Origin of the sequence: Candidatus Agathobaculum pullicola (assembly GCF_052117205.1) — a bacterium.
In the GTDB taxonomy this organism is placed as follows: Bacteria; Bacillota; Clostridia; order Oscillospirales; family Butyricicoccaceae; genus Agathobaculum; species Agathobaculum pullicola.
This window is the reverse complement of the sequence record NZ_JBQKJP010000030.1, coordinates 13596-36026: the sequence shown is the minus strand read 5'-3', so window position 1 is coordinate 36026 and position 22431 is coordinate 13596. Positions and strand designations below refer to the sequence as shown.

21 protein-coding genes, 1 other RNA gene and 1 pseudogene are annotated in these 22431 nt (G+C 53.2%); 15 read left to right on the top strand and 8 right to left on the bottom strand.

The window, feature by feature from the left end; all coding sequences use genetic code 11:
- The first annotated feature begins 208 nt into the window (after window positions 1-208).
- The 4 genes from ACTQ3V_RS10730 (at window position 209) to ssrA (ending at window position 2500) form a co-directional block, all read left to right on the top strand.
- On the top strand, window positions 209-1099 hold the full coding sequence (locus ACTQ3V_RS10730; RefSeq protein ID WP_441467499.1) for a fumarylacetoacetate hydrolase family protein: 891 nt from the start codon (window positions 209-211) through the stop codon (window positions 1097-1099).
- A gap of 18 nt (window positions 1100-1117) precedes the next feature.
- Entirely contained in the window at window positions 1118-1540 is a 423-nt protein-coding gene (gene pth2, locus ACTQ3V_RS10725; protein ID WP_441467498.1) for an aminoacyl-tRNA hydrolase, read from the top strand.
- A 101-nt stretch (window positions 1541-1641) separates the two neighbouring features.
- A complete protein-coding gene (gene smpB, locus ACTQ3V_RS10720) occupies window positions 1642-2115 on the top strand; it encodes an SsrA-binding protein SmpB (RefSeq protein WP_441467497.1) in 474 nt (157 codons plus the stop codon).
- Window positions 2116-2145: 30 nt separating this feature from the next.
- Window positions 2146-2500: a transfer-messenger RNA gene (gene ssrA, locus ACTQ3V_RS10715) on the top strand.
- Between the two features lie 114 nt (window positions 2501-2614).
- On the opposite strand, the gene ACTQ3V_RS10710 is transcribed toward ssrA, so the two are convergent.
- The 7 genes and pseudogenes from ACTQ3V_RS10710 to ACTQ3V_RS10680 all read right to left on the bottom strand — a co-directional run bounded on the left by ACTQ3V_RS10710 (window position 2615) and on the right by ACTQ3V_RS10680 (window position 9319).
- Window positions 2615-4342, bottom strand: coding sequence for a DUF4368 domain-containing protein (locus ACTQ3V_RS10710; protein ID WP_195608277.1), 1728 nt, complete (start codon window positions 4340-4342; stop codon window positions 2615-2617).
- Window positions 4342-4662: a hypothetical protein gene (locus ACTQ3V_RS10705; protein ID WP_441467496.1), complete on the bottom strand. Its 321-nt coding sequence runs from the start codon at window positions 4660-4662 to the stop codon at window positions 4342-4344. Before ACTQ3V_RS10705 ends, ACTQ3V_RS10710 begins: the two co-directional genes overlap by 1 nt.
- Window positions 4659-6135, bottom strand: a pseudogene (gene mobQ / locus ACTQ3V_RS10700) (MobQ family relaxase). The gene ACTQ3V_RS10705 and the pseudogene mobQ overlap by 4 nt, the downstream one beginning before the upstream one ends.
- A gap of 2 nt (window positions 6136-6137) precedes the next feature.
- Window positions 6138-6455 carry a DUF3847 domain-containing protein gene (locus ACTQ3V_RS10695; protein WP_441467495.1) on the bottom strand — a complete coding sequence of 106 codons (318 nt, stop codon included), beginning with the start codon at window positions 6453-6455 and terminating at the stop codon, window positions 6138-6140.
- 274 nt (window positions 6456-6729) lie between these two features.
- The gene (locus tag ACTQ3V_RS10690; RefSeq protein ID WP_441467494.1) at window positions 6730-6948 is read right to left on the bottom strand and encodes a DUF6471 domain-containing protein; all 219 of its coding nucleotides are present in this window, start codon (window positions 6946-6948) and stop codon (window positions 6730-6732) included.
- 422 nt (window positions 6949-7370) lie between these two features.
- The gene (locus ACTQ3V_RS10685) at window positions 7371-8729 is read right to left on the bottom strand and encodes a DNA primase family protein (RefSeq protein ID WP_441467493.1); all 1359 of its coding nucleotides are present in this window, start codon (window positions 8727-8729) and stop codon (window positions 7371-7373) included.
- A complete protein-coding gene (locus ACTQ3V_RS10680; protein WP_441467492.1) occupies window positions 8726-9319 on the bottom strand; it encodes a CHC2 zinc finger domain-containing protein in 594 nt (197 codons plus the stop codon). Before ACTQ3V_RS10680 ends, ACTQ3V_RS10685 begins: the two co-directional genes overlap by 4 nt.
- 178 nt (window positions 9320-9497) lie before the next feature.
- On the opposite strand from ACTQ3V_RS10680, the gene ACTQ3V_RS10675 reads away from it, so the two are divergent.
- On the top strand, window positions 9498-10619 hold the full coding sequence (locus tag ACTQ3V_RS10675; protein WP_441467491.1) for a DUF6076 domain-containing protein: 1122 nt from the start codon (window positions 9498-9500) through the stop codon (window positions 10617-10619).
- Between the two features lie 30 nt (window positions 10620-10649).
- Entirely contained in the window at window positions 10650-12203 is a 1554-nt protein-coding gene (locus ACTQ3V_RS10670; RefSeq protein ID WP_441467490.1) for a hypothetical protein, read from the top strand.
- On the opposite strand, the gene ACTQ3V_RS10665 is transcribed toward ACTQ3V_RS10670, so the two are convergent.
- A complete protein-coding gene (locus tag ACTQ3V_RS10665) occupies window positions 12204-12920 on the bottom strand; it encodes an ATP-binding protein (RefSeq protein WP_441467489.1) in 717 nt (238 codons plus the stop codon).
- Window positions 12921-12991: 71 nt separating this feature from the next.
- Between ACTQ3V_RS10665 and ACTQ3V_RS10660 the strand changes: the two genes are divergently transcribed.
- From ACTQ3V_RS10660 to ACTQ3V_RS10620, 9 genes are all read left to right on the top strand, one after another.
- Window positions 12992-13732 carry a hypothetical protein gene (locus ACTQ3V_RS10660; RefSeq protein WP_441467488.1) on the top strand — a complete coding sequence of 247 codons (741 nt, stop codon included), beginning with the start codon at window positions 12992-12994 and terminating at the stop codon, window positions 13730-13732.
- 158 nt (window positions 13733-13890) lie between these two features.
- Window positions 13891-15384 (top strand): IS21 family transposase, encoded by a 1494-nt coding sequence (gene istA, locus ACTQ3V_RS10655; protein ID WP_441467487.1) that lies wholly within the window; start codon window positions 13891-13893, stop codon window positions 15382-15384.
- On the top strand, window positions 15377-16111 hold the full coding sequence (gene istB, locus ACTQ3V_RS10650) for an IS21-like element helper ATPase IstB (protein ID WP_016146601.1): 735 nt from the start codon (window positions 15377-15379) through the stop codon (window positions 16109-16111). Before istA ends, istB begins: the two co-directional genes overlap by 8 nt.
- 440 nt (window positions 16112-16551) lie before the next feature.
- Complete coding sequence (locus ACTQ3V_RS10645) at window positions 16552-16755, top strand: hypothetical protein (protein ID WP_441467486.1); 204 nt, start codon at window positions 16552-16554, stop codon at window positions 16753-16755.
- Window positions 16731-16970 carry a hypothetical protein gene (locus ACTQ3V_RS10640; RefSeq protein ID WP_441146867.1) on the top strand — a complete coding sequence of 80 codons (240 nt, stop codon included), beginning with the start codon at window positions 16731-16733 and terminating at the stop codon, window positions 16968-16970. The genes ACTQ3V_RS10645 and ACTQ3V_RS10640 overlap by 25 nt, the downstream gene beginning before the upstream one ends.
- 110 nt (window positions 16971-17080) lie before the next feature.
- Window positions 17081-17656 carry a TetR/AcrR family transcriptional regulator gene (locus ACTQ3V_RS10635; protein WP_441467485.1) on the top strand — a complete coding sequence of 192 codons (576 nt, stop codon included), beginning with the start codon at window positions 17081-17083 and terminating at the stop codon, window positions 17654-17656.
- 102 nt (window positions 17657-17758) lie between these two features.
- Window positions 17759-19141, top strand: a complete 1383-nt coding sequence (locus tag ACTQ3V_RS10630) for a DUF1254 domain-containing protein (RefSeq protein ID WP_441146863.1) — start codon at window positions 17759-17761, stop codon at window positions 19139-19141.
- A gap of 15 nt (window positions 19142-19156) precedes the next feature.
- The gene (locus tag ACTQ3V_RS10625; protein WP_441146861.1) at window positions 19157-21208 is read left to right on the top strand and encodes an alkyl/aryl-sulfatase; all 2052 of its coding nucleotides are present in this window, start codon (window positions 19157-19159) and stop codon (window positions 21206-21208) included.
- A 484-nt stretch (window positions 21209-21692) separates the two neighbouring features.
- Window positions 21693-22367 carry a hypothetical protein gene (locus tag ACTQ3V_RS10620; RefSeq protein ID WP_071432065.1) on the top strand — a complete coding sequence of 225 codons (675 nt, stop codon included), beginning with the start codon at window positions 21693-21695 and terminating at the stop codon, window positions 22365-22367.
- The last annotated feature ends 64 nt before the right edge of the window (window positions 22368-22431 follow it).

The following is a 22431-nucleotide window of genomic DNA, read 5'->3' as shown; positions in this document are numbered from 1 at the left end:
TCACAAAGCAGCTTGCTGTCCATAACCGCTGCTCCAATAACTTTCCCATGAGGCCTCTGGGTTGGCTTTCTCCTTTAGAGTTCTCTGTCCAATATGTTTGACAAACCTACAAACACATTTTGTGGAAAGGTTCAAATGGATGCTTTAAATTTTGTGCAGTTTGTGCTATAATAAAATCGGCAAACATCAACAGGAGCGTGACCAATATATGAAGTTATATACGTATCAAAACAATGACGGCATCGATCGCATCGGTATCGGCTATAAAGGTTGGCCGGGATTAATTTGGCCGCTTGAGGCTTTTGGACTGTCGTTTCCCAATATGACCGAACTGATTCGCCGCATTTCGCCCGCACAGTTGGTGCGGCTGTCGGATGCAGAACAGGCGACAGAGGGTGCCGCACTGAGACTGGACGATATTCGGCTGCGCGCACCCATCCCGAATCCGGAGCAGGATGTGATTTGTCTTGGCATTAATTATGCTGACCATGCGGTGGAGTCCGCGCGCTTTCATGAGGATGCGTTCCTTGTTAACCGAAAGAAGGCTGTATATTTCAGCAAGCGTGTGTGCGAGGCAAGCGGTTTTGGTGACCCAATTCCGGCATACGAAGGTCTGGTGGACAGCCTTGACTATGAAGTGGAGCTGGGTGTGATTATCGGCAAGGACTGCAAGAATGTCAGCGTATCCGAAGCGCCCGGTCATATCTTCGGGTATACGATTATCAACGATGTATCTGCTCGCAATCTACAGACTGCGCATATTCAGTGGTATTTCGGCAAGTCTCTTGACGGTTTTACTCCCATGGGGCCGTGTATTGTGACGGCGGATGAAGTGGCCTATCCGCCTGCGCTTGCCATTTCGTCCACAGTCAATGGCGAGCAGCGCCAAAACAGCAATACCGACCATCTGCTGCATTCAGTTGCGGAGATCATTGCGGAGCTGTCGCAGGGAATGACGCTCAAAGCGGGTACCATCATTGCAACCGGCACACCTGCGGGCGTCGGCATGGGCTTTACACCGCCAAAATTCCTGAAAAAGGGTGACGTGGTCACCTGCGAGATTGAGGGCATCGGAAAGCTGACCAATACAGTGGTATAAGCATGGGGAGGCGCGGGTATGAATAAACCCAAGCAGATGATTGTGATGCGTCGGGACTTGAAAATGCGCAAGGGTAAGATTGCGGCGCAGGCGGGGCATGCCTGTGTCACGGCGGTATTGGCGGCACTGGAGCGGGAGCATCGGCTTGAACAGGTTCGAGCAGACGAGAACGGCGTGACGCTGGTCGAGAGTGCGCAGTCCGCAACACCGCTTAGCGAATGGTTTTCGCGTGGCGTGGCTAAGGTGTGCGTTTACGTCGATTCGGAAGAAGAATTGCTTGCAATTGATCGCAGGGCTAAGGAGGCGGGGATTCTGTCTGCGCTTATCTGCGACAACGGTATTACCGAGTTTCACGGCCGGCCCACCTATACCTGCCTTGCGTTTGAGCCTGCGCTGCCCGAAAAAGTTGACCTGATTACCGGCGAATTGCCGCTCTTCTGAGCGGCAACGCTATTTTGGTCGCAATTTGTAACATTCTTGAGCCTTTACAAACATGGTTTGTCATGATATGATAAACAGTACCACGAAAAGGAGGGATTGCCATGGGAGCAGTGTCCAAGCAAGGTACCAAACAGGTCACGGCCAATAAAAAAGCATGGCATGACTACTTTGTCGAGGAAAAATATGAAGCGGGTATTGAGCTGGCGGGCACTGAGGTGAAGTCTATCCGGCAGGGGCAGATTAATCTGAAGGATTCCTACTGTACCTTTAAGGATGGTGAGCTTTTCGTGCGCGGGATTCATATTTCTCCGTACGAAAAGGGTAATATCTTCAATAAGGATCCGCTTCGTGTGCGGCGGCTGCTGATGCACAAAAAGGAGATTGCAAACCTATTTGGCAAAACCAAGCAGGACGGGTATTCGCTCATTCCGCTTTCGGTCTATTTCAAAAACTCGCGTGTGAAAATCGAGCTTGGTCTTTGTAAGGGTAAAAAACTGCATGACAAGCGCGACAGCATCGCTGCGCGAGATGCCAAGCGGGAAATGGACCGCGCGATGAAGGAAAGAAATCGTTGATTTTTGGCATCCGATGGATGCACACCAAATGGGGCCGTAACGGGTTCGACGGGGGTGTTGAAGCCGGGATAGCGGGCCGCAGTGGGGAACTGCGTAAAAAGCTCCAACTGTTTATAAATTAAACAACAACGATTATACTCTTCAGGCTGCCTAATTAAGGCTTAGCCCGTCGGCTCAGAGAGGACCACGGCTTTGAGATCCGGCGTCGACTAGTGGTGAACGTGTACGGGGTAAGAGTTGCCCCCGTCATGTAATATGACTCTACTGAAGTGACCAGCCTGTTTGTCGGCGTGTCATGGAGGGAATGCAAAAAGACAAACTGCGCCCGGAGAAGTCACGGTGAATGTGCTTTCGGACAGGGGTTCAACTCCCCTCGGCTCCACCATAAAATCAAAACGGTATAGATGCCACTGGCGAAAAGCCAGTGGCATCAAGGCTTAACAGTCGTAAGGAACTATAAGTCTTGCGGTTCGGGCAGAGAACGGTGTGGCCGTGAAGGTCACGCCGTTTTTCTGCGTCCAATGGTAGATTCTGCGATCATGGGTTCTGCCAGTACGGGGATTTCCACCTCGTCTACGAAGTTGAAGATGATCTCCACCTTCTGTCTGCGCTTACCGTCAGACTTGTCTGGTGCGTGGATGATGATCTTCTTGATATACTCGTTGACAATCGTCTGCGTCAGCTCTGTGACATCCACATACTTTTTCGTCAGCGCAATGAAAGCGTCCAGATCGTCGCCCATCGCCTGCCGCTGTTCAACCCATTCTTCCGTTGTTTCAATTTCGAGCTTTAACCGTTCCTGCTCCGCTTCATAATCAGCCGTCATTTTCTTATACTTTTCTTTGCTGATCTCACCGAGCGCATAGTCCTCATAGAGCCGGGACATGACCACATCAAGATTGGCAAGGCGTTTTCTTGCCTGCTCCACGCGCTTCTGATCTTCCCGGATGTCCCGTTCCTGATCGGCGCGGCGGTAATGCAGCCATTCCTCCTGAAAGCCCTCCACGTCGTCGCGGATATACTCGTTGACCGCCTGAATCCGTTCCAGCACCAGCTCCCGCAGCACATCCTCACGGATATAATGCGCCGAGCAATCGCCGCGTCCGCTTTTATATTTGGAGCAGACGTAGTGATCCTGTTTGCCCTCAAAGCTCTTGCAGGTAGCAAAGTGGAGCTTGCCGCCGCAGTCCGCGCAATACAGCAGCCCGGAGAACAGTCCCTGCCGTTCCGCTTTCGCGGGGCGGCGCTTGTTTTTGCGCAGCTCCTGCACTCTGTCCCATTGTGCCTGAGACACGATCGCCTCCTGTGTATCTGGTACGATGAACATATCCTCCGGATTGTTGGGAATCCGCTTTTTCAGCTTGTAGGACTTGGAGTAGGTCTTGAAGTTGCAGGTGCAGCCGGTGTATTCCTGCCGTTCCAGAATCCCGACGATGGATTGATCCTTCCATCCATACGGATTCTTGGGCAGCGGCTTTCCCTTACGGCTGGCATACAGAGCCTTGGTTGTGAGAACCTGATCCCGTTCAAGAATCCGGGAAATCTGTTCCGGGCCTTTGCCGTCGATGCAGAGGTCAAAGATGCGCTTGACAACCAGCGCGGCCTCCTCGTCCAGAATCCACTTGTCCTTGTCGTTCGGATCGCAGCGGTAGCCGTAGGGCGGCTTACCGAGGTGCTTGCCGCTGGTGCCGCGCTGATGCAGACTGATACGGACTTTCTTGGAGGTATCGCGCGGATACCACTCGTTGAACAGGTTGCGAACCGCAGCAAAGCCCTCTCCGTCCCCGCGCTGGCTGTCCACGCCGTCGTTGACGGCAATGAACCGCACATCGTAGCTGGGGAAGATGATGTCGGTGTATTGGCCTACGGTCAGATAATCACGACCAAAGCGGGATAGGTCTTTGCAAAGCCAGCAGCCCACCAATCCCTGCTTTACCAGTTCAAAGCCCTCCTGTACGCCGGGGCGCTGAAAGTTCGTGCCGGTGTAGCCGTCGTCCACCAGAATTTTCAGGTTTGTGTAGCCATGATCCTGTGCGTATTTGGTTAAAAGCTCGCGTTGATTCTGTATCGAATTCGACTCGCCTTCCAATTTATCCTCATTGCTGAGGCGGCAGTAGAGTATCGTAATTTTTTGCTGATCCGTCATAACGTCCTCCTTCACGTTCGGGTCAGCCGACAGAATCGGTGTGCTTATTTTTATATTACCATAGTTTTGTGTCGCTGTCATTAACAAGCCACCTCCCGGTCAGAAAAAATGAGCCGTTTTACCTTTTGGGTAAGCGGCTCATTTCCGTCACAGAGGGTTTCGACGGTGTACCATGTGTTGCCGATCTTGCGCTCGACTGTCCCGCAGAGGCTGCTGCGCCCAGACCAGTTTTTTTCGCACTGTTCCAGAAAATCAGCGGGCGGGTCACAGACATAATCAAAACAGCTTTCAATGTGGATGAACCTGCAAAGCTCAATCACTTCTTCTGGCGTACCGGTCATAACAGCACGGTTGATTTTTTCGATGTTGATGATTTTCTCCATATACAATTCCTTTCTCATAATTCTATTTCGTTTTTGCGGCTGCGCAGTTGTGTCTGCTGCCGCTCCTGCTCATGCTGTACTTCATAAATGTTGTAGTGAATGGCCCAGAGCTTTTTAACATCGGCGTAAAGCGGCGAAAGCTCTGTCTGAATGTCCTTGTACTCCTGCTCCAACCGCTCACGCTCTCTGCGCCATGCGGTGATGGGTATCTTGCCATCCTTGAAATACGGTTTCAGCTTGCGCTCCGCCATGTAGAACGTCCGCAGCGTATCGTCATGCTCCGACTTGTATTTCTGTCTGGATTTTTCAAAACGGATACTTCCCAGCTTATCCGCAACCGGTTTTCCATCGACATAATACTGTGCCATACGCAGCAGCTCGTCCAGTTCCTTGATGCGGGATTGCTTTTCCCCGGCAGACGCTTTCATTGCGCTGATGCTGTTCTTCATGGAATGCAGCGCGGCATCCAGATCATCGGTGGTAAAAAGCTGCTTCTCCTGCAAAAAGCGGAACGCATCCGCATACCGCTGTAAGTTGGCTGTCTTGGCCTTTGTGCTGTATGCGCCCTTGTTGCGGTTATTGTAATAGGTCATCAGCAGATCGTTCAGCATGGGCGGCTGCGGCTTGGAGAGTTCTTCCTTGACCGCTTTCAGCCATTCCAGCAAAGAGGCAATTTTATTCTTTGCTTCCCGCAGCATGGCGTTGGTTTTGCGAACCCAGCGGTTGAAGTCGCCCTTATCGGTGCGGATGCCCTTCGCTTCCATTGCTCGGACAGACGGTCCCTCGTGGACGGTAGGGATCTGTTCAATGCCTTGACGAGTATAGCTGCGGTGGTCAATCCGGCAATCCAAATCTTTCTCCGCAAACTTCGCGTTGCACAGATCAGCCCATGCTTGCCGCCAATACTCCAAGGTGTCGGGGCTGCCCCAGTCGGTGGTGGGGACAGCGTTGAATACATAGTTGCCCGCTTCGTCTAAAATGCGCTCTCCATGCTCGTCCAGCAGATATTCCCGCCGCTGTTTGTTGCCCCACCTGCCGTCTGGCTCAATGGGGCGAATCGGACACATGACGTGAAAATGCGGATTGGAAATGCCGCCGTCCTCGCGGTCCGGCTGATGCACGGCGAAGTCTACCACCATACCCCGGCTCACAAAATTGTCCAACAAAAATTGCCTTGCCAGAGCGACGTTCTCCTGCATGGAAAACTCGTTCTGCAAGGCAATATCAAAGCTGTATGCGAGCTGGGCTTTCTTTCCACGCTCGGCTTTCTCCACGGCGTTCCAGAGCGTTTCTCGGTCTGCATACTCCGGTGGTGCATGGGATGGGCAAAAGGATTTCGGAGCAGATCACGCCGCCCTTGCGGGTGTAGTCGCTGACCTCACCGTAATACTCGCTGTGCAATTTTTCCCCGGCACGATAGGCAGCAGAGGCAATAGCGGATTGTCCCGCGCTGCGTTTGATCTGCGTCACATGAAAATGATATAGTGCGATACTCAACACCTCGTTTCCAGCTCTACCCGGTTGTGTTCGTTGACCGCTTCCATGAGCAAGCCCTTGACCTCCGGCAGGTCAAAAACCTTTTCGGCAAAGGTGTAAAACTCAGCGCGTGTCAACAGCTTCGTCAGCGGGGCAATGCTTTCCATATCCGCACTGCGGACAATCAGGTTGTGTGCGCGTTTGGTTCGGTCGCCACGCTCATAATAGGCGGCACGGTTTTCCAGACGCTGCTTCTTGTGCTGTTCCTGCGCAAGCTGCTGCTCAATTTCTTTTTTCTCTGCGTTCAGCTCGGCAAGGTTTTTCTGTTTTGACATTGTGTGACCTCCTTCAAAAAATGGTGAAATGATAGTTCGGACTTTGCGGCGGAAATTGTCTGCGTCAGCAGATTGTTCCCGCTGCAAAGTGAGCAGGGATAGACGCGCAAGCGTCGCAAGGGGTGCAGCCACTTGTACGGAGCAACGCGACGCAAAACAGCCCGGACAATCAACTGTCCAGGCTGTTCGCCTCGCAGAGCGCACATACTCCCGTCAGGAGAGTATAGAAGTGCGCCCTTAGTCCCGGTGGGACTTTCGGGATATTCTCGGATCGTCAGCTTTTCTTTCGCTGCCAGACGATCTCGTAACCCAGCGCGTCGGCAAGCTGGACGGCTTCGACATAGCGCAGGGATTCCCGCTGGAGCTTATTGGACAGGTTGGAGACACTGTCAGACCAGCCGTGTTCGTCCCGCAGCAGGTCAACGACCTCCTGCATGGTCATTCCCTGACGGACGATGTACGACTTGATCTCATTTCTCAGATTGGATTTCATCAACTTTTTACCTCCATATTTTCGTGTAATCGGTTTTCTTCTCGGTGATACTGGCGTGCGGGGAGATGAAAAATCTGCCATGCCGCAAATCCACTCAGATTTCTGCCTATGATGCCCTGTACGCAGTAGCACCCTATCGGCTTCATCATTCTGCGTGAGGTCATGCGGAACGGCAGGATATGCCGCAGTCCGGTGCATCGGCTTCACGTTTCGGTAAATCACCGGATGGTGCAGCGCGTTCGACCTGCGGCGAAAATTTTCATGAATTTCACAAGCATTGATTGAAAAGCGCCTGTTTTGGCAGCCCGTCGGCACGCTGTACATAGGAGAATTACGGTATTTTGCTGTGTACATACGTACCGGCGGCGCAGGGCAGGCAGCATTTCACGGCATGGACGGATTTGTTCGCGATTGGGTGCGCGTCAGCTTTCCGGTACATACGTACATAGCGCTTTGCCCCAATTCTCAGATATACGGGGATTGATCAGCGGCTCGATGCCCAGATACCCCCACACTCTGCGCCCGGTGGCATTCGTGACGGTGTTCGTATGCTCCAGATTGTACGTTTTTAGATTCCGCATCAAAAAATCACTGAACGAGCGCTGTCGGATGGGCGTCAGCCCATTTTCATCGCACCAGATTCCATAAATGGCATACAACTCCTTGGAGGTGACGGACATATCCGCTTTCAGCCGTATATAGCCGTTGGACTCCATAAAGTCGATGGCGTTGTTCGCGTCGCGCTTGACATACTCCCGGTTGTTCAGCGTCCGGGGACTTTCTGTGAAACGGAAGTTGTTTGCCGCCAGCCGCTGCAAGCCCTCAAATGCCCAGAGAAAAATGCCCTCGATCTCAAGTTTCATCTTCTCGGCAATGTCAGGATCATCCACACGATCAGCAGGCTTCTCTTTTGTGGTCAGGATCAGTTGGCGGCGATAAAAACCGTTGCTGCGGTCGTAGAGGGATTGCAAATCGCCGTTGGAGAACGCCAGCAGGCGGGCGTACATCCACCCCTGATAGCTCTGGACGCTTTTGCGTTCCAAATCCATCTTGCCCTGTGCGGTAACAATGGATTTGACATAGTTGGTCTGCTTCAGCGCATCCATTTTCATATCATCATCCACAAGAAGATGAATGTGTTCCAGATCGGCGCGGGCAAACCGGTTGTCGGATATTTTTGCAATGCTGCCGTCTTTCATATTGCAGCCAAACAGACGCGCCAGCACAGGGCCGATCTGCGATTTTCCCTCGCCGCCCTCGCCCTTGAGGATCATCATGCGCTGCCCTTTGGTGCTGGGAACGAGGCAATAGCCGATATACTCCTGAAAGGTTGGAATGTCCTCCGGGTAGAGCAGATCGGAAAGAAACCGCAGCCAGACAACCGGCTTTCCCGCCTGCGGATTGTAGGCAATAGGAAACCGGCTGCGCACGATCTCAGCCCGCCCCGCAAGAAAGCTGCCATCGATGCGGAGCGTCCCGTTCTGCACATGAATTTCATCTTGCTTTGGTGGAAAGCTCTCCGTGTGAGCCGCCAGCTTCATGATCTCCACGATGTTGGAAATGGTGCGTGGAATGTTCTTTGCGGCGCAGCACTCCAGCTCGGCGTAGATTTTTTCTTTCAGCAGCAGCGGGTCTGTCAGCCGCCCGTCCGGTGTGAAAAATGCGTTGTCCGCATAGATGAGCTTGTTCTTTGATAGAAACTCCCGGCAAAAAGCCGCCTCGTTGACATCCTTGCCATCGAACCACGCTGGAAAATCCAGCCCGGCATACTTCTTGTTCACGCTTCATCCCTCCCATTGATGATTTCTTTGAGCTTGTCCAACCGGCCGTCTGCAAGCAGATAATTGACCACTTCGGCGCGTTCATGGGAATCACCGGCACACAGAATTTCCAGATTGTATTCCGTTTCGTCGAGCTTGTGACAGGCTTCTACGAACCGTGCGTGAACAGGCTCGTTGGGAGATTGCGGCGCATACTGTACCTTCCAGCTCCGCAGGACGCGGGCGTAATCGGACAAAACAGAAAAGCACAGCCGCTCGTTTTCTATGAGCTGCTGTGCTTCTGTTCGGATGCGCTTTGCGTGGAGCGCCGCTGCGCTGGGCGGCTTCTCCGGTGTGAGGTGAAAGTCTGCGGCCAACTGCTGCGCCGCCTCATAGAGCGGCAAGCCGAACAGCTTTGCGGCAAAGTCAATCACATCTCCATGTTCCCCGCAGCCAAAGCAATGGTAGTGGTCGTCCGCCACATACAGGCTGGGATGCCGGTCATTGTGGAACGGGCAAAGAGCCATGCCGTAATGGTTGACCTCCACGCCGTACCGCTCCGCCGCCTCCCGGCAGCTTACGCCATATTTGACGTTCTGAAAGCAATTCATGCGTTATCCTCCGTAAAATGGATTTGAGCGGCGGCTTTCGCACCTCTCTGTCTGTTTTATGTTCGGATTCGTAAAAAACAGGCGGATGGCATGACAAGTTCGTTTTAAAAAACATGACAGGTCTTTTCATGTTCATATTTGCATGGTATAATTAAAAAAACGTGACAGGAGGAAGCGCATGGCTACACCAATCATTGACCACAATCTGCTGACGCTGGACTACTGGCAGGACAGCGTGACCTACGAGGGCAAAACCGTACCCGGCGGCACCATTGGCTGTGAAGCTCTGAACATCCCGGATACGCTGAGGGAAAAGCTGGCACAGGCAAGTATTCCCTTGCAGAAGATCGTCGCGGCAATCAAAGAGAACAATCTGACTGCCGAGTTGCTTCGTCCTGCCAAGGGCAGTGTTCTGCATATGATACAGCTTGCGAAGGATACACTGCCGTTTTCCCGTGCCGACGCTGCTTATTACAACGGGCGTGTGGAGCATATCTTCTCGGAGGAAGGGATTCAGAATACCCTTGCCTATGTGCAGGCTGCCGCCGTGGTTGGGCTGCTGGCCACCTTCAACGAACAGTTCAGGCAGGGCGTTGGCATAACGAAGATCATCACCCTTGCGGAGGAGCTCCCTGCCACCATTCGCAACTACAAAAGCGGTATGACGGCGTTTGCAGACGAGCTGCATAAGGGGAAGCGGACTCCGGACGGCTATGCGCAGGTATTTGGCAGGATATTCTCCGGACAGCCGAAGCTGTCGCTGGATGACAAGTCATGGCAGGCATTTTCCAACACAACAATTCAATATGTATCTTCCGTCCGCTCCGCTCAAGACGCGCCGCAGCTCATGCGCCGGATGCACTATATGTCTTTTGTGTCTATGTTCCGCTCTGATCTGTACGAGGGTCTATGCGTTGGACACGCGCCGAGGAAATGCGCCGTCTGCGGAAAATGGTTCCTGACCACTGACGCAAGATATGCCAAGTACTGTGACGGTCTGGCTCCCGGAGACAAACGCGGGCGCACTTGCCGTCAGGTTGGGAATCTTCGTGGCCGAGAGCAGCGTGAGCTTGCCGCCGACCATCCCATCCGAAAAATCTACACAAAGCGGTTCAATACGATCACACAATATCTTGGGCGCGGCACACTGGACGAGCAGACCGCCGCTGTGATGAAAGCACTTGCAAAAAGCAAGCTGGAAAAGGCGCTGCAAGACAATGACTATGCGCAGGGCAGCTATGCCGCCGAGATGGAGCAGGCAGCTTTGTTGGCAGAAGCGAAAACGAATAGGAAGCAGTAATCAAAATCCACAGCGGAAGGAGGTGCGGATATGAAGGATAATCGTGACAAGCAGATGGCGCAGCTTGCAGGCTGGACATGGGATTTGAACGGCTATGCGGGAAAAGTGCCGTTCTATAACGCCGACGATCTGACCATGCGCGAAGTCCAGAGCGTCTTTCAGCTTGACCCGGAACCGCCGCAAATGGAGCTGAACGACTACATATGCGAAGCTGTCCGGAAACGAGATTTATCGTATTTTTCCTTCTTCCTGCACCACTTTGAAAAGCGGTTGAATGGGGTGATCTATCGTTTCCTTACCCGCAACGGATATGACCGCTATGACCCGGCGCGGTTTCTGGACTACAAGCTGGAAATCTTGCAAATGCTGCTGTTTTGCCTGCCGAGGTTCGACCCGGCGCAGGAAACAGAATTCCTGAAATACGCGAAACATTATATTCAGGACGGGCTGCTGTTCTGCCGTATGATGGGAGAAGCCGGTTCCTTTGCCAGTCTTGCAGAGTACCGGCGTGTACGCCAGATCGGCGCAATCTACAACGGTTCAGGCAAGAGTCGCGCAGAGGTCGTTTCCGAGTTTGCCGCTCAAAGCGGGTACAAGGACGATAGCGTATCCGCAGATGAGCTGCTGACCATTGCCCAGCGCAACCGCAGCATTGTTTCCCTCTACCGCACGGAGCAGGACGAGGACGGCGAAGAAACCGGCGAGGATGTGACGCGCGACGATAGCTGGAACTACGCCGAAATCCTATGGAACGGAATACAGGCAAAGGCGGTCACGGCAGCGTTTGAGCAGCTTTCCTACAAAGAGCAATGGTATCTGGAAAAGCGGAACGCCATCTGCATGACCTGCGGGCGCGTCAGCCCCTTGTCCACGCAGTCCACCTTTGAAGATTTAGCGGTGGATTTTGAAGGAACGACAGCCAGCGGTGCGGAGCGATTCTATCGGCGCACATTAGACAAGCTACGGCTGAAGCTGCTGGAAAGCGGTGTGATCCATACCGTGACACTGAAACAAACCGATATGCGAAAAAAGAACAAAAGAATAGCCGCCGCTGTCTACCAATATCAGGCGGACAACGACGGCGAATGGGGCGAAATTCGGTTCGATTTTGAAAACGGCACAGCGGAGATCGTCAGGCTGGCGGATTGGGATACGGTAAAATCTAACATCTTTGCAAATACGGCGATCCGGTTTGTTCAGTGCTTACCGGAAGCGAGGCTGCTGAAATCCGTGGTCGTGCCGTTTGAGATGGGCGTTCCGGAAAGACCACTCCCTCTGACGAAGGCGGCAAAAGAATCGAATGGCAATTCCTCACACACGATCTCTTTGCGGCAGACGGAGTGTCGGAAAACAGGTGAAACGATCACCGCCGCTGTCTACGAATATCTGGTAGACAACGATGGCGAGTGGGGCGAGCTGCGGTTTGACTTTGAGAACGGCACAGCCGAGATAGTAAAACTGGCAGATTGGGACACAGTGAAATCTAACGTCTTTGAAAAAACGGCGATCCGGTACATACAGGGATTTCCGGAAGCGGGACTGCTGAAATCTGTGACCGTGCCGTTTTGGAAAGGCAGGGCATAATTACCCGCAGAGCATGACCTTTGCGCAGAACAGGCCGTCCTGATAGGTGACTGTACTTACTCCACCGGATTTTTCTGCGATATGGCGGACGGACTGGATACCAACACCTTCTCCTTTTCGCTTGGAGGACAGAAATACCCCGTCTTTTTCCCGGATAACTCCATCATATGTGTTTTCAACCTGAATCAGTGCCAGAGTGTTGCCATGCAGATAGGCGGTCAGCTCGATTCTGCGTCTGGCAGGCGCGGTGCGCAGGCTGGCTTCCAGCGCATTTTCCAGCAGATTAGAGAGAACCAGACACAGATTGATTTCGTCTACAGGAAGACATTCCGGCAGATCGAGCTGCACGGAAAATGGGATCTGCTCCCGCTTCGCAAGTGCGCAGTAATGCCCGACCACGCCGTCTGCCGCCCGGTTTTCACAGAAATGCAGCTCCAGACTCGGGATTCTGGAAACTGCGCCGGAAAGATAGGCTTTGATCTTTTCAAGATTCCCTTCTTCTGCAAGGGCGGCGAGCTGACATAGCTGGTGGCGCAGATCGTGCCGCGCCTGCCGTGCTTCCTCAATGGCAGCTTTCAGGCTTTCGTAGCGCTGCTGCTGCATGGAAAGCAGCTGGTTCTCCTGCTGCAATCTCACATTCCGGTTGATGCTGATCGCCATCAGAAGGAAGATTGCGTTGAAGAAAAGCATCAAAAACAAAAGTGCGATGCTGATCACAAAATACCCCTGCAAAACACGCCCGGTATGCCAACATCTATGACACAAACTGGCTGACAAAGGGCAACTGCATGATCGCGCCCGGCGTCGAGCGCGTGGACACCGTGAAAACCGATTCCGGCTATGAGATGAAGAGCATCTGGTCTCGAAATGACCTGAGCGATACATCGATTCTCAAGCTCTCCACCGCGACGGGCTATATCTACGGCTATGTGCAGGATCTGGAAAGCGGCATGTGGCAGTACATCATTCTGGACTTTGCCACCGGCGAGACGGTATTCACCATGGACGTCTCCAACAAATATGGCTACAATAACATGGCTATCGGTATGTATGCCGGAAACAGCGGCAACGCGCTCTACTGCCCGACGGGCTATCTGGAGCTGCTGTGCTTGCAGGACCGCTTTGTGTATCTTCCCGAAATGCCCTACCGCAAGGTCGATCTCGATAAGGCCGCGCGGAACGTACTGACACAGGAACAGTTTGAGCAGGACGGCGGTGACGGCACGGTCGCCAGCTGGCGCAATACTGTGACGGTCGTAAATGTTCATCCTAACACGACGGTCTCATTCCGGATGAACAATCTTTCCGGAAGCGCCGCTGAGCTGAAGTTCTATGCCTACGGTGCAGATGGAAAGCTGGCGGAGGTCGGCAAGGAGCTGTGGACGATCACGGATGAAGCCGGGACTGGCGTGGATACCCTGGCCGACGGCACACTGTATGAACTGCGTGTGAGCATCGCAGACGGCGGTGCGCTTGATCTGAGCGAGGAGGAAAAGAAGATCATCATTTCCGTTGTGCTTGCAAAGTAAGTCTCAAGGAAGTGTTTTCGGTAAAATGAAAATGTAGCAAATGGTACTCAAAAAGTGAGCACCCCAATGGCAAATAAAAAGAGCCATTGTCAGCACCTGAAATAAACGCTACCCTTTAGGTGGGATAACCATAAGGGGGTAGCAGAAAGGTGTTACGAATGGCTCAAATCAAGTATATCAAAGACCTCTACGAAAATGAAGAGGCAAGTTTGTGGGAAATATGCCGCATAACCGGCCACAGCTTTGAGACTGTCCGCAAGTACGCCTACCAGGAAAACTGGAGCGAGGACAATCTGCCGGATATTGAGCCACAGAGCTATCCGGTGCTGCAAGACTTCATCCCCATCATTGATAAATGGCTGGAGGAGGACCGAAAGGCCCCCAGGAAACAGCGCCATACAGTAATGCGGATTTACCACCGCCTGTGTGATGAGCATGGGTTTACTGGCTGCTATTCCACCGTGAAGAAGTATGTCCGCAAGAAAAAATATGTCATGAAAACTCTGAGTGCCGGTTATCTCCCTCTGGAGCACCCCAAAGGCTGGGGACAGGTGGACTTTGGCCTTGCGGAAGGCGAATGGGCCGCTACCGGAGAACGCTTTCCGTTCTATGCGCTGACGATCTCATTCCCCGGCTCTAACAACGGAGTAACGCAAGCGTTCCCGTCTCAAAACCAAGAGTGCCTGCTGGAAGGCATGAAGCGGATTTTTGAGCACATTGGCGGCGTCCCTCCCAGGCTGCGGTTTGACAACATGACCACGGCGGTTGCTCAGGTACTAAAAGATGGTGAGCGTGTCCTTACGGACGGCTTTACCCGCTTTATGCTCCACTACCGTTTCCAAGCTGATTTTTGCAATCCGGCTTCCGGCAACGAAAAAGGCAATGTAGAGAACAAGGTTGGTTACAGCCGCCGCAATGCGTTTGTCCCGGTCCCAGTCATTACCTCGTTTGAGGAATTTAATGAACAGCTCTTGGAGTGGTGCGAAAAGGACGCTGACCGGCTCCACTACAAGCACAAGGTTCCCATCCGGGAACTTTGGGAAGAGGACAAGGCGGCACTTTTAGAGCTGCCGCAGTATCCCTTCTCTGTGTTCCGCTACACGACGCTTACCGTGAGTAAAACAGGCTTTGCAACGATTGAGACGAATAAATACGGGCTATCTCCCATGCTGGCCGGCGAAAAAGTACAGGCCAAAATCTTCTATGACCATGTAGAGTTTTACCACGACCACAGACCGGTTGGACGCTTTCCCAGAAGCTACAAGACCAATGATGAGGTCTACGACTGGACGCAGTATGTGTCCACCCTCTGCAAAAAGCCAGGAGCGATTGAGCATACCCGTTTCTTCCACCAAATGCCGCAACGGTGGCAGGATTATCTTGCTTCCACCAAGGGAAAAGAGCGGAAGAGCGCCCTGCAACTTCTCAGCGAAATCGTTGCTGACGGAAACTCTGAGTTCTGTGATGATGCTCTGGAAATGGCAGCCGCCAATGGCCGGGCCGATGTGGACAGCCTGCGGCAGTGTTATTACATGATTGCCAAGAAGGAGTACCGCCCAGATCCGCTTAAACTCTCCGGAGCCCCATTGCTGAACTACAATCCAAACCTCTCAGCCTATGATGGCCTGATGGGAGGTGAGGCTCATGGCTGAACAGATTGAACAGCTCATGCGGCAAGTGAAGCTGGGCGGCATGGCGAAAGGCTGGCGGAGCGTCCCCTACGAAAATACCGAGCAGTATGTGACCGATCTCTTGACACTGGAATTGCAGGAACGAGAAACCAACCGGATTAACCGCATGGTAAAGACGGCTGGTTTCCGGGTGATGAAGACACTGGATGATTTTGTGTGGAACTCCGCCATTGAACTTCCTGGCGGCTTGCCACAGGAATACATGACCGACCTCCAGTTCCTTGCCCCAAAAGAGAACCTGATTTTTATGGGGAGCGTTGGGACGGGAAAGACCCATCTGGCTACGGCTATTGCTTTGAAAGCCTGCCAGGAGGGGCGGCGTGTCCGTTTCTTTACTGCGGCTGAGTTGGCAAACATACTGCTGGAAAAGAACACCAAGGGAACCTTGAACAATTACCTGGGTACGCTGAAAAAGGTAGAGCTTGTTGTGATTGACGAGATTGGTTTCGTCCCTCTGCACAAGGACGCCGCTGAACTGCTGTTCCAAGTGATTTCCGATTGCTACGAGCGCAAGAGCCTGATTATTACTTCAAACCTGGAGTTCTCTCAGTGGAACACTGTCTTTGGGGACAACCGCCTGACTGCGGCGCTCGTTGACCGGCTTATCCACCACAGCCATATTGTGATTTTCTCTGGGGAAAGCTACCGGCTTACCCAGTCCCTAAACCGCCAGAGGGCATACACTTAGGGTACTCAAAATTAGTGCAAAAGGGCTTTGGGCACCGATGTGAGCACTTGGCCCCTATTGGCACCGATGCGAGCGTTTGGCCTCCGGGGGACCGATGTGAGCATTAGGCCCCCAGGGCACTCACTCTTGCAAAAGGCCCTCATCTTTCCGGGTACTCAAAAGGTGAGCATTTGGTACTTGGGAAAAACATTGCTCACGACATGAAATCTGGTGCTGAAGGTGCTCACTTTTTTGGGGCCCTTTTGCTCACATTTTCGTTTGACAAACACATCTCAAGGAAGGCTATCAAGAAACTACAAAATCACCCCCGTTTCTGATTGATATGCTCCCTTTATGAGAGACAGTGAAATAAATACACTGTCAATCACGAAGGGAGCATTGTTCATGTCAAGAAGGAAAACCAGCAGATCAGAGCAACTGTCGGCGGCGAAAGCCTCTGCATGACCTGTGGGCGCGTCAGCCCTTTGTACACGCAGTCTACCTTTGAGGACTTGGCGGTGGATTTCGAGGGTACAACCGCCAGTGGCGCGGAGCGATTCTACCGGCGGACGCTTGACAAGCTGCGCCTGAAGCTGCTGGAAAGCGGGCTTGTCCATACCGTGACGCTGAAGCAGACCGAGTGCCGCAAAAGGAACAAAAAATAGCCGCTGCTGTCTACCTATATCAGGTAGACAACGACGGCGAATGGGGAGAGATCAGATTTGACTTTGCAACCGGCACAGCGGAGATCGTCCGGCTGGCGGAGTGGGACACGATAAAGTCCAATGTCTTTGCAAGGACGGTGATTCGGCACATCCAGAGCTTGCTGGAGGTGCGGCTGCTGAAAGAGACTGTTGTGATGTTTGACCAAGCATTGTGATCCTAAAAATTTATAATTATTATTCAAGCAATCGCTTGATTTATTTTGCGAAGTCTGATATCTTATTATAAGAAACACTGGATAATGCACAGAAATGGGGGGATTGTGTTTTGAGGGAAGAAAAGAAAGCCGAAAAGAGACAGGAGCTTGTAGGCGTCTGCCTTGACTGCTTTGTCGAAAAGGGGCTGACCGTTGCCACGACAAAGGACCTCTGCAAGGCGGCAAAGCTGCAAAACGGCGGCATCTACTATTACTTCTCCACCAAAGAGGAAATCGTTCTTGCCTGCGCAGAGGAAGCGATCAATCGAATTGAAAAAGGTGCGTTTGCCATCGTGTTTGAAGATATTAGTGACATCAAAAGCATGATGGATCATCTCGGTGATCTGGCGGATAAAATGTCGCCTACCATGCGCTTTCTGGTCAGCGTATGTGTGTCGCGCGAATACGGAGAAAAGGTAAAGCCTTCCCTTGTGCGGCTTGCGGCAAGATACCCTTATTACACGGGCAGGATTGCGGAGATCCTCGGCTGCACCGACAAAGAGGTTGCGCCGTTCGTTCATCTGTCGATCCTTGCCATCAACAATTATATGATCTTTGCCGAGCGAGCGCTGTTTGACCCACAGATCGAAGCGGTCAAAAAAGAGCTTTCAAGGCTTGCAGAAAGAAAGGGGCGGAATGATCGATAGTTTACCATAAAGAGAAAATCACAAACGACTTCATAGTCAATCCATGCGCACAAACCGTTCCGTGGAGATGACCAAAGCAGAAAAGAATCATAGGAGGACAACATGAAAAAGATATTTGCAATTCTACTATCGCTGCTTACGCTGCTTTCCTGCGGGCTTCTTTCCGCCTGCTCTGCCAAAAAAACGCAGCCGGATACACCGGATACTGAAACCGTGTGGGAAACGGTCAGCGAGGCATACATCTATGCGTTCCCACTGGTGCTGACCGACGCAACCAAAACATTATCGACCAATACGGACGGAACCATGACTGGCCGTGCGCCCATCAATCAGTTCAACCATGCACAAAAGCTGGCGGACGCCTCTTTCCGCACCGTTGTGACGCCGAACGTCGATACCGTCTACTCTCAGGCGTGGCTTGACATCAGTGAAGAGCCTATGATCTTCGTTCTGCCGGAAACGGATCGCTTCTGCAACATACAGTTGCTGGATGCCTGGACGAACACTGCCGCCGTGCTGGACAAAGCGGGCGCTTATGCCATCGCGCTTCCCGGCTGGGAGGGCGAGCTGCCTGGCGGTGTGACGCGCGTGGACGTGCCCACCGCAACGGTGTGGTCGATCACCCGCACGGTGCTGTCCGGGAACGAGGATCTGCCCAATGTCTGTGCCATTCAGGAACAGATGCAGCTCCTGCCGCTTTCGGCTTATGTACAGGGAGGCGAGTATGCCGCACCGCAGGGAACATATAAAGAGGAAAATGACTTTGTTCCCGTGAGCAAGGTGCTTTCCATGACACCAGCAGAGTTTTTCAATACGGCGAACGCTCTGATGCAGGTCAACCCGCCCGCCGATGCGGATGAGGAACTGCTGAAGAAACTCTCCGCCATCAACGTGGGCGCGGGCAAGACCTTCGACGCCGCCCTCCTGGGCGAAGGAGCTGCCGAGCGCTGGACGCAGATGCTTCAGGGGCTTCGCGCCACGCTTGCCGCCGACGGCGCGAAGTATGCGCAGAAACTCGGTCAGTGGATCTATTACGGCAAGCCCATCGGCAACTTCGGCACGGAGTATACCTACCGCGCGATGGTAGCGCTGGTGGGGCTTGGCGCCAACACCGTGGACGTGGCGATCTATCCCAAGACAGCGGTGGATGAGACCGGCGCAGCGCTGACCGGAGAAAAGAAGTATACGCTCCACTTTGAAACCCTTCCTCCCACGCTGGAGGGCGGCTTCTGGTCCGTGACCGCCTACGGAGAGGATGATTTCCTCATTGACAATTCCATCGACCGCTACTGCATCAACGACCGCTCCGACTTCAAGCTGAATGCGGACGGCACATTGGATATTATCCTGTCCAAGGATGCACCGGAAGACACCTCTAACTGGCTGCCTGTTTCCGACGGGGAATTTCATCTGTTCATGCGGATCTATGTACCGGATATGACAGCACTGGATAGCTGGCAGCCACCTGTTATCCGCGAACAATAAGGAGATGGAAAAAGAATGGCTATGAAACGTATTGTAGCAATGCTTCTTACATCGGTACTATTGCTGTCCTGCGTCGGCTGTGCGCAGGATGGGCGCAAAGAGCCGGGTGCGGAAAAGGCAGACCTGGGTCTGACCGCCGAGGTCAAGCCCGCCACAGACTTTACGGCAAAGGCAAATGCCGCCGTCTACGATGAACTTGACTTCGATGATAAGCAGGAATATGAATTCGCCATCCGTGGACTGATCGACGCGCCGGAAACACTGGAACTAAAGGACGAGGATGGGACGATCCTCTGGAGTCAGGAAGCCTATGCGTTCCTGGACGATTATGAAAAAGCGCCTGACAGCGTAAATCCCAGCCTCTGGGAGAACACGAAGAACAACCATGCCTATGGTCTTTTTGAAGTGACGGATGGCATCTATCAGGTCCGCGGCTATGACATGGCAAATCTCACCGTTGTCAAGGGTGATACCGGCTGGATCGTCTTTGACACGCTGATGAGCGTGGAGTGCAGTCAGGCTGCCATGCAGCTGATCGAAAAGAATCTTGGTAAATTCCCGGTCAAGGCCGTCATCATCTCTCATTCCCACGCCGACCATTTTGGCGGCATCGCCGGCGTGATGGCGAAAGAGGATAAGGCAGACGAGACACTTTCTATTGAAGAACAGCTCGCCAGCGGCAAGATCCCCGTGATCACGCCTGTGGGCTTCACGGAGCACTCCGTGAAGGAAAATGTCTACGCCGGTAAGGGTATGGGCCGCCGCAGCAATTATCAGTATGGCATCCTTCTGACCCCCGGCGTGACCGGCAAGCTGGCGCAGGGCATCGGCATGGGACAGTCCACCGGAACGGTCTCGTTCATGACGCCCAGCTATGAAATTACGCAGTCCGGCGAAAAGCTGACGATCGACGGTGTGGAGCTGGAGTTCCAGCTCACACCGGGTACGGAAGCGCCCGCCGAAATGAACACGTGGCTGCCCCAGTACAAGGCGCTTTGGATGGCGGAAAACTGCACCGGCACGCTCCACAATCTCTACACGCTGCGCGGCGCGGAGGTGCGCGACGGCGCGGCATGGGCAAGCTATATCACCGAGGCCATTTCCCTTTACGGCAAGGACGCGGAGGTCACCTTCCAGTCCCACAACTGGCCGCACTGGGGAAACAACGTGGTGAACGACTACATGGTCAACACGGCTGCCGTGTATAAGTTCATCAACGACCAGACGCTGACCTATATCAATCAGGGCTACACCAGTGACGAGATCTCCAACATGATCGAGCTGCCGGAGGCGCTCAATAAAATCTGGTACACCCGCCAGTACTACGGGACGGTCGCCCACAACGCCAAGGCGGTCTACCAGAAGTTCATGGGCTGGTATGACAGCAACCCTGTCAACCTGAACCCCCTCATGCCAAGCGACAGCGCAAAAAAATGGGTGGAGTACCTGGGGGATGTTGACAAGGTCCTGCAAATGGCAAAGGCGGATTTTGACAAGGGTGAATATCAGTGGGTCGCCGAGGTCACAAACACCATCGTCTTTGCCGACCCGACAAACACCGATGCGCGGCTTCTGTGCGCCGATGCACTGGAGCAGCTGGGGTATCAGGCGGAGTCCGGCCCGTGGCGCAACGAATATCTGACCGCCGCGCAGGAGCTGCGCCATGGAAACGCCAATTTCACCGCTTCCACCAAATCTACCGGCGACATGGTCAAGGCCCTCTCCGCGCCCATGCTGTTTGACTATATGGCCATTGTCATGGACAAGCAAGCGCTGGCTGACCGCGACTTCACCATGAACGTGATCCTGCCTGACGTGGGCGAACAGCACATGCTCCGCGTGAAGAATGGTGTGCTGCTGGTCTATGCGGATACATTGTCTGATGATGCGGACGTGTCTATTACCTGCCCGAAGAATGCGCTGTTTGCGATCCTGACCAACAATCAGGAAACGGTTGCAAAGGCCGTCAAGGTCGAGGGCAGCGCAGAGCTGCTGACGCTGATGATGGAGAATATGAACCAGATCCCGATCACCGGGGCCAACCCCTTCAACATCATCGAGCCGTAACGGCTTCGCGGGGCGGTCCGTGGGAAGACCGCCCCGCTCGAGAGAAAACAGCAAGATGCTTTCAACGCAAATCAAAAGCTGTCTGTTTCTGTTGGAAACAGACAGCTTTTGCAGCCTTACGGTTGCCCTGCACACCCGAATCTGTCAGCCAACAGTAAAAATAAGAATTACTTCCTTATCACTGTTAAGCCAACCGTTTCCGGGCTTTTTCAGCTCAAAAATTCACGGATGATTCCATAGATGCCAACCGCTGTTTCCCCCTAACTGGTGGGATTCGAACCCCCTCTTCTCGGAGGTTGGCAAAACCAGAAACCATGTAGCGCCCTTTTTGAAGCATCAATTTTCAAAAAGGGCACTATTTTTCTATCAATAGAATACACAAAATTTGAGGCGTCAATTTGTTGGTCACGACGGGCCATCAGATTGGCGCCCTTTTTGCTTTCAGACAAATTCAAAAAGGGCACTAAATATCAGGAGGTAGTAAATGAACCGAGAACAGTTTTTTCAGGAGCTTCGCACCGCTCTCCACCGTGAGGGATTCACTCCGCAGCCGGAACAGGATGAATTGCTTCCTGTGGAGTGGGATGGTCTCCCCCTCTGCCGGATCACAGCGGACGGAGGCGTTCGCTACTGGCAGGAGGATGTAGCGACGCCGGAACGGGAACGAGCCTGTGAGCGAGCCACCGATCTGGCCTGCACCGTGCGGGAGTACATGACGCTGCTGGAACAGGCTCCGCCCCTGCAAGCCCAGAGCCTGACCGGTGACTACCGCCTGCTGGCTGACTTCAACGGAGCCGTGCTGGCTGCCCATCCCACCCGGCTTGGCGTTCAATTCGTCACATGGGACTGGAGCTTCGACCGCACAGGTCTCAATCAGGGCAATTACTTTCAGGAAAACTATGCAGGTGCCAAGCAGGACTTCGCCATCCGCGCCGGCCTCATTTCCAAACAGCAAATCTTCAATCAGGAGCAGCTTATCGAAATCTACCGGTGCTGCTCTGACACCTTAGACGCTGGTTATGACTTGACTGCCGAGCAGGAAAAGTGCATACGGGGCGTTCAGGAGCAGATTGCCATTGCAGCTCCCGATGCTCTGGAGCGCATAAGAGAGCAGGAGCAACACCCCATGGAACCCTACAACCAGGAACCGATCATGTAATATTCAGGCGCCGGAGTTTTAGAAATAAGACTCCGGCGCTTTTTTATTGCCTCAAACCAGACAG